Annotated in this window: 5 protein-coding genes; 1 reads left to right on the top strand and 4 read right to left on the bottom strand. The window is 45.3% G+C overall.

Going from position 1 to position 6878, the window contains the following annotated elements; all coding sequences use genetic code 11:
* Positions 1 to 112: 112 nt before the first annotated feature.
* From OB236_RS10750 to OB236_RS10735, 4 genes are all read right to left on the bottom strand, one after another.
* Positions 113 to 943: a carbohydrate ABC transporter permease gene (locus tag OB236_RS10750; protein WP_262683996.1), complete on the bottom strand. Its 831-nt coding sequence runs from the start codon at positions 941 to 943 to the stop codon at positions 113 to 115.
* Between the two features lie 12 nt (positions 944 to 955).
* A complete protein-coding gene (locus OB236_RS10745; RefSeq protein WP_262683995.1) occupies positions 956 to 1846 on the bottom strand; it encodes a carbohydrate ABC transporter permease in 891 nt (296 codons plus the stop codon).
* 83 nt (positions 1847 to 1929) lie between these two features.
* Entirely contained in the window at positions 1930 to 3312 is a 1383-nt protein-coding gene (locus tag OB236_RS10740) for an ABC transporter substrate-binding protein (protein WP_262683994.1), read from the bottom strand.
* Positions 3313 to 3492: 180 nt separating this feature from the next.
* Positions 3493 to 5730 carry a helix-turn-helix domain-containing protein gene (locus tag OB236_RS10735; RefSeq protein WP_262683993.1) on the bottom strand — a complete coding sequence of 746 codons (2238 nt, stop codon included), beginning with the start codon at positions 5728 to 5730 and terminating at the stop codon, positions 3493 to 3495.
* 240 nt (positions 5731 to 5970) lie between these two features.
* On the opposite strand from OB236_RS10735, the gene OB236_RS10730 reads away from it, so the two are divergent.
* Positions 5971 to 6792, top strand: coding sequence for an HpcH/HpaI aldolase family protein (locus OB236_RS10730; RefSeq protein WP_262683992.1), 822 nt, complete (start codon positions 5971 to 5973; stop codon positions 6790 to 6792).
* The last annotated feature ends 86 nt before the right edge of the window (positions 6793 to 6878 follow it).

Here is a 6878-nt window from a genome sequence, read left to right as displayed (position 1 = left end):
GTTTTCTTGAAACATAAGAATCCTTCAGCTCCGCTGAAAGCTTATAAATTCTTATGTTATCACAAAAAAAGCTGTCTCATGGTCATTGTGTGACCTGTGAGACAGCTCTCTATTATCCTTTCACAGCACCAAGCGTAATGCCTTTGGTAAAATATTTTTGGAAATAAACGAACAACCCGATCAGCGGTAACGTAGCAAGAACGGCTCCGGCCATAGCAATTCCGTAATTATTGTGGAATTCCTGCGCCTTCTGCACAACCCGTACGCCTACAGGCAGCGTGAACATAGAATCCTTTGTCAGAATTAACAGCTGCCACACGTAATCATTCCAGGTATTAACGAAGGTGAATATCGCCAGCACAGCCAGGCCCGGCTTTGCCAAAGGCAGGATGACCCGCGTGAAAATTTGAACCTCGCTGCCCCCGTCTATTCTTGCCGCTTCAATCAGCGCGGTCGGCAGCGTCTGCATGAACTGCCTTAAGAGAAATACGCCGAACGGCCAGCCGACGACCGGCAGCATCGCTCCCGCGTAGGTGTTGATCAAGCCCAGCTCATTCATCATTTGAAACAGCGGGATAAACATAACGGCATGCGGCAGCGTAAGCGATCCTATCATCAGTGCAAAGATATAACCGCCTGCTTTAAACTGGATCTTGGCAATTGCATAAGCCGCCATTGAGCTTAACAGCAGCACGCATACCGTCGCGCCTGATGAAATGAACAGACTGTTGCCAAACCATTTAATCACAGAATGATCTACGAATAATGTTCGATAATTAATCCAGGTCGGCTGCAGCGGTATCCATTCCGGTGGGATCTGGATGGCTACGGTCAAGTTTTTGAAAGAACCCGTTACCATCCAGTACAACGGCCATATAAAAAAAGCTGCAGCGATCACAAGTATGACATTGAAAATCCATTGGTTGCTGCTTTTGTTCCCCATCATCCGCTCTCCTTAATATTCGATGTCGGTCTTAAGCAGCTTGAACTGAATGATTGCGATCGTTGTGATAATCAAACACAGCACGATTCCCATTGCGTTGGCGGCTCCAAAATTCATATTCATAAACGCTTCACGATAAATAAGCATCAAAATGGTAGTAGTCTTATAAGCCGGTCCGCCTCCAGTCATCAATAAGATAACCGTGAAAATCTGGAATGCGGCGATCATCCCGGTAACCACCACATACAATAAGCTCGGCTTCAACAGCGGCAGCGTAATCGAGAATAAAATACGCTTCGATGTTGCCCCGTCGATGTTGGCCGATTCATACAGCTCCTGAGGAATACCGTCAAGTCCTGCGGAAATAACGACAACCGCCGTGCCGAGTGTGATGGTGATCACAATCAAGGATAAGGCGTATACACCAAAATTGATTCCAAGCCAATTGACAGGCTCCATCCCGACCAGGCTAAGTGCATAATTGGCAAATCCAAACTGGTTATTATAAATATAATCCCACACCATCGCGAGACTGACGACAGAGGTGACACCGGGCACATAAAATACGGCTTTATAAAAGGACTGCAGCTTGCTGGAGAAGCTGTTAATGGTCAAGGAAATACATAAGGCAATAACGGTCTGGGCCGGAACAATCAGAATGACGAATAAAAGGGTCGTTCGGATCGACTTCAGAAAGGTCTCATCTTGAAATATCGTTATATAATTGCCTAATCCATTCCAATAATATTGGGTGTAGTCAAACCCGTATAGACTCGATTTAAAAGCCTGGATGACGGGATAAATGACAAATGACAAAAACACGATCAGCATCGGCAGTACGAACAGCCAGCCGGTCAACTCTCTCCTCGTGCTCATTGAAAACGTGTTACGGCTTGGGGTCATAAGGTTATCCTTTCATTGCCTCAGGTAGGGAAGAAGAGGGTTGGAGGATATTCATCACAAAAGCCGCCAACCCTAAATCTTCCTTATTTGTTATATTTTTGAGTAATGTCATTGAATTTCTTGGATATATTGTCGACCGTCTGCTTCGGTGTTGCGGCATTAATGAACATCCGCTGCATCTCGGGATACATCGCAGCTCGCATTTCGGTAAAGCCTTTGACCTTGGTTAGCGGATCAATAAGCGGCCATTGTCCTGACTTGGTCAGCAGGGTTGTCAAGAAGCCCCATTCCTTATCCTCTTTTGTCCAGGCTGGCGCATCACCAACCGATTTCATTATTTTTTGGGCGTTGAAGAACATCTCGGTATCATTGATCGCCCATTTGAAAAAGATTTTGGCCCATTTCACCTTATTCGGGTCTTGATCCTTGAAGATCGTTCCATTGCCAAGAGCTAATTTAATACCGGATGTGCCTTTAACCTCTGACGGGAAATTCACAAACATATAATCGAACGGTTCCTTGATGCTGCCGTCTTTGATTTTCGCTTTAATATTTTGCACAACGGCTGGAGAAGCGACTACCATCCCATTTTTGCCTTGGTAAAAGAAATCGTTGGCGTTCGTGGTTGATAGCGTTTCCGGGTGTGGATTCACGAGTCCTTCATCGACCAGCGATTTGAAGAAAGTCATGACCTGCTCGGTTTTCGGATTCTCGGCAGCCAAATATTTGCTGTAGTTATCGTTGAACAACTTCACACCGTGAGTCATCAGCGTGTTGTTATACAGCTCATCTCCCTGTTCATTCAGCGCATACATCGTGAAGCCATACTTATTATTTTTGGGATCAGCAACTGCTTTAAGCGCAGCCTTAAATTCATCCAGCGTCCATGTACGGAACTCATCCTTCGGCAGTAAGTCGAGCGCATTAGCCTTAGCCCACATGCTTTTATTGACCAGAATCGTAACCGGTGTCGCAGCCAACGGCATAATGATAATCTGATTGTTCAGAGACACCAGCTTCATCATATCCGGGTTGCTGCGAACCGCGTCCAAATCCTTAGGTGACAAAATATCATCCAACGGTTCAATAACGCCTAATTGAGAAAGCGGCAATATGCGGTTTGGTACATCAAAATAAATGTTGGGCAGTGTCTTCGAGGCAGCCGCAACGGAAATCTTCTCCTGGATGCCGTCAAAAGGAATCAGCTCCACATTAATCTTCACATTCGGATAGATTTTGTTAAACTCCGCAACCAGATCCTGACTAATCCATTCTCCAGCCTTCTGCCCGTCTTTACCCAAGCCGGTTGGCGTTGCCCACAGCGTAAGCTCGACCTTCTCGTCGTTGCCACCCTTGGCACCTCCCGTTGTGTTGGCTGCAGACGGTTTGTTGTCACTACATCCGGAGACAATGATCGAAACCACCATAACAACCGATAACAGAAACGCAAATGTATGTTTTTTCAAATAAAACACCCCTCTCCTTGTTGGTCGTCACTATGGAAGCATCTGCATAACCGAATTACCGGTAGCCCTCCCTTTTCGTTGATTCGCAGTGCACTCCTTATTTCAAAAGTAGCATCGGAAACGACCATTCAGGTAGGTTGAATATTCAAGATTACCGTTAAATTCTAAGTTTTCCCGGGATTAAGTAGACTGATTTCGGTATTGGGAAGGGGTCAACCCGGTTTTATCCTTAAACCAGATGCCAAAATAATGCGGGTCCGCATAACCAACTTCCTTGGAAATTTCTTTAATTTTCAAATTCGATTCCCCAAGTAAACGTCGCGCATGTCCAAGCCTGATTTGGCTTAAATAGTCCATGAAGCTGGTTCCAAGCTCCTTTTTAAACAGTTGACTGAAATAAACACTATTAATATGAAGGATGCGTGCCATAAAATCGATGCCCATCTCATAGTTGTTGTATTCCGCTTCCATAACAGACACCGCTTTTTGAATCGCTGGACTTAAGCTCCGAGCGCCCTGTACTCCGATAGCTTGGATATATTTCTCAATCGCGGAGATTAATTCGTCAAAATTTCGTTGGAACGACCCCTGGGAATCAACCAGCAGATCAATCTGCCAAATTCTCGGGTCAAATAACTGCTGCGGATCGACATGATGCTTAACCGAAAGCTGCTGCAGGTAAATATACATATTCGCAAGCAGCGTATGAATAATGAAAGGCTTGATATTATTGTCTCGAATAAAAATGAGCAAATTCCCGACCAAAGTCCGGCACTGCTCCGGATCAGCCTGCTCGATGTAATATTTAAGCTGGTTTTCAAGTTTGTCCGGGTAGGTCGTCTGCCATACTTTCCCCATCACAGCCTCGTAGCTCATGCAATGTGAATCGATGAAAAACCGATATTTGCTTAATTCCTTCGCTTCCTCGAACGAGTTTTTAACAAAATAGATCTCATTGTAATCATTCCCTATATAGCCGACCGCTGAAATTTCCAGCTGTGTATGATAATAATCGATCAGTTCGTTGGTTATCCGGTACGTCTCTTCTTTACTATCATTAAATAAGATGCAATATTGCCCCGGCTTCAATGTAAAGCACACCATAGGGCTTGTTTCCCCATATCGATACATCCGTTCCTCCATCAGCTTCAGCTTGTGGGCAGGCAAATCGATCGCAAAGTCAATAAGTACAACCTGATAAAAGGGCTGAATCAGCGGGAGCGCTGTCAATTGGTTGAGCTCCATAAACTCTTCCTTGCTCATATTTTGTTCAAGAATCGATCGAAGCATTTTTTCCCGTCGCAGTGGAATGCCTTCACGGATATTATCGAGCATTCGATTAAAGCTGCTGCCGAGTATCCCCACCTCGTCCTTATATAAGGAAAGGAATTTGACATTCAGGTTGCCCCGCTCGACTTCTTTGTTCAATATTGTGAGGGTTTTGAGTGGCTTGGAAATGGTTTTGGAAATCTTCAGGGAAATCAGACTAATCAATATGAATGAACCGATAAAGAACACGACCCAAATAAAATAAATATATTTAATGTCCTTAAATAGTACATTTTGCTCGATCGTATAAGTAAATTTCCAGTTGGTCAGCGGGTTCGTGGAATACGTGACGATATAGGTTTTACCACCGGATTCTGTAAAATAGTGCCCTTTGGCTGCATTCATTTTGCTCGTATCGATGATCGTCTGCTGCCTGCCCGATTCATCCTGCGAGTAAATTTCCCCGCTGCTGACGACAATGCTGTAAATCCCGTCCATCTGGCTGTCTGAGGTAAACATTGTTTTGAGAATATCCGGCGATATGGTGAAGAGGACCACCCCAAGCGTTTGCTGATTGCGGATGCTTTTAATGGAACGGAGCATATGCATCGTTTTTTTGCTTTGTGACCAGTCGGTAATTTCCCATTGGTACAATCCATCACGCTTCTCTGCCATTCGGAACCAGGCCGTATCCCGGTAATTGCCGTTGGGCGCGGAGGTTAGCAGATTACTGCTTTCACCGAAGGTAAACGCATTATTGTAATTATCCATAATCGCGATCGAGCTGATCCCATACGAATTGTTGATGATCTCTTTGATCTTTTGATTGATGTCCTGAAAAGCCTTCAATCGATCCTCCGGTTTCAATAGATCAGCGTTACTTTCCAGATGGTCCTGAATGGCAGGGTTGTATATCAGCAGCACAGATGATTTATCAATTCCATTCAAGTAGTTATTGAGGTTGCCGCGAAAGGCGTCCAGATTCGTCAATGTGGAGCTTATTTCTTTGTCCGTCATCATATTTTTGTAGATCATTATGGTCGTAGTGGAGAACAAGGTCAGTGCGATTAAGCATACGAATGAAATGGCAATCGTCAGCTTGTAGCTTAATTTCAAATTATGAAATACGAGACCCAGCCTGGTCAGCATATCAATCCCCTCTTTCTTGGACTTGCCCGTCTTTACCATGTAACAGTATAACAAAGACTTAGAGATTCCAAGAGGCAATCTGATCCAAAAACCTTGAAATATCGGCATTCTATAATATGAGACCCTTTTCTATAAAATCTAACCTACCGCCGACAGCCGCTACCTTCTATAGTAAGCTTCAGAATTGCATACCGTATAAGCCTAAACCTCTTATAACGGTCAACCCAAGGAGGAATTGAAATGCACGAAACTAATATTCGAATGAGACCCAGTCGTGTGCTGCACAAGCTTCGTGCCGGCGAGGTTGTCATGAGCACCAAGCTGAATTTAGCCGATTCACGGGTAGTCGAAATTGCCGCGATGTCGGGCTTCGATTGTATATGGACAGATATGGAGCACGTAGCCAATGATTGGTCCGTTATTGAAAGGCAAATACTCGCTTCCAAGGCGTATGGGGTCGATATCATTGTTCGTGTGGCGCGTGGGAGCTACAGCGACCTGGTCCGACCGCTTGAACTGGATGCCACAGGTATTATGGTGCCGCACGTGATGAGTCTCTCCGATGCAAGGCTGGTCATCCAGCAAACCAAATTTCATCCGCTCGGCCGTCGGCCTGTCGATGGAGGCAATGCAGACGGAGCCTACTGCAATATTGAATTTACGGATTATTTGCAGCAAGCGAATACGGAGCGGTTTAATATTCTGCAAATCGAGGACCCGGAAGCTATGGATGAGCTGGAGGAAATCGCCAGTATGCCCGGCGTGGATATGATTTTCTTCGGGCCGGGCGATTTCAGCCAAGGGATCGGTGCACCCGGACAGATGGATCATCCGAAAATTGCCGAGGCACGCAAACGGATAGCCGCAGCAGCTGCCGACAAAGGAATATTCGCAGGGACCGTAGGCACTGTAGGTAACTGGGACGAGCTTGTCGCTATGGGCTACAGCTTCATTAATATAGGAGCAGATGTCATCGGTTTAAGTCATTATTATCGGCAGCTGAGAGAAAGTATGTCCGGCAAGCAGCTTTCGATGCCCTCTGGAATGTATGGTGAAAAGTGATTACACCCAATTTATAAGAAAACCTCTATCGAGGCCTTTCAAAGATGAGCGACCGCGGTTCAGAGGTAGGTTTTCTTGAAACATAA

Source organism: Paenibacillus baimaensis (assembly GCF_025567575.1).
The sequence above is the reverse complement of the archived record's forward strand: the minus strand, read 5'-3'. Positions and strand labels throughout refer to the sequence as shown.

Bases quoted from the DNA above. Each gene is read 5' to 3' on its own strand.
- OB236_RS10730 (WP_262683992.1), top strand. From the start codon at position 5,971: ATGCACGAAACTAATATTCGAATGAGACCCAGTCGTGTGCTGCACAAG.
- OB236_RS10735 (WP_262683993.1), bottom strand. From the start codon at position 5,730: ATGCTGACCAGGCTGGGTCTCGTATTTCATAATTTGAAATTAAGCTAC.
- OB236_RS10750 (WP_262683996.1), bottom strand. From the start codon at position 943: ATGGGGAACAAAAGCAGCAACCAATGGATTTTCAATGTCATACTTGTG.
- OB236_RS10745 (WP_262683995.1), bottom strand. From the start codon at position 1,846: ATGACCCCAAGCCGTAACACGTTTTCAATGAGCACGAGGAGAGAGTTG.